This is a genomic window from Paenibacillus pseudetheri (assembly GCF_924513355.1).
Taxonomy (GTDB): Bacteria; Bacillota; Bacilli; order Paenibacillales; family Paenibacillaceae; genus Paenibacillus_AQ; species Paenibacillus_AQ pseudetheri.
Map to the genome: position 1 here is coordinate 1 of NZ_CAKMAB010000112.1, position 421 is coordinate 421.

General features: G+C 38.2%; 1 protein-coding gene. It reads left to right on the forward strand.

Annotation, left to right across the window (positions count from 1 at the left end):
• The first annotated feature begins 71 nt into the window (after positions 1–71).
• Complete coding sequence (locus tag L1028_RS31140) at positions 72–410, forward strand: transposase (RefSeq protein ID WP_234541975.1); 339 nt, start codon at positions 72–74, stop codon at positions 408–410.
• Positions 411–421: the final 11 nt, after the last annotated feature.

Sequence of the window (421 nt, forward strand, 5' to 3'; positions counted from 1 at the left end):
TAGACCTAGAATATAAAGTGGACACCTCGTTAAGAGATTAAGATAATGAAGATATCTAAGGAGGTGTTCACATGGGTGAACAGCGGCAGCGGTACAATGAAGAGTTTAGGAGAAAGACTGTTAAATATTTGTTAGAGCAGACGAAGTCGGTGGAGGATATCTCGTTAGAGTTGAATATTCCAGCAAAAACTTTGCATGGGTGGAAGGCTAAATATCGTGAGCTTAAAAATGAACCTACCAGTATCTTAGAACGAGTACGAGAGTTAGAACAACTGCTTAAAGATAAGGAGCAATTGATTAAAGAACAGAAACAGGAACTCCAGGAGACTCAGCAAGAAAAGAATGATATAGCAATGGAAAATGCTATCTTAAAAAAAGCAGTGCACATCTTCAGCAACCCAAGGAAATAAGATTCCAGTTT

Coding starts and splice junctions, on each gene's coding strand:
- L1028_RS31140 (WP_234541975.1), top strand. CDS start 72: ATGGGTGAACAGCGGCAGCGGTACAATGAAGAGTTTAGGAGAAAGACT.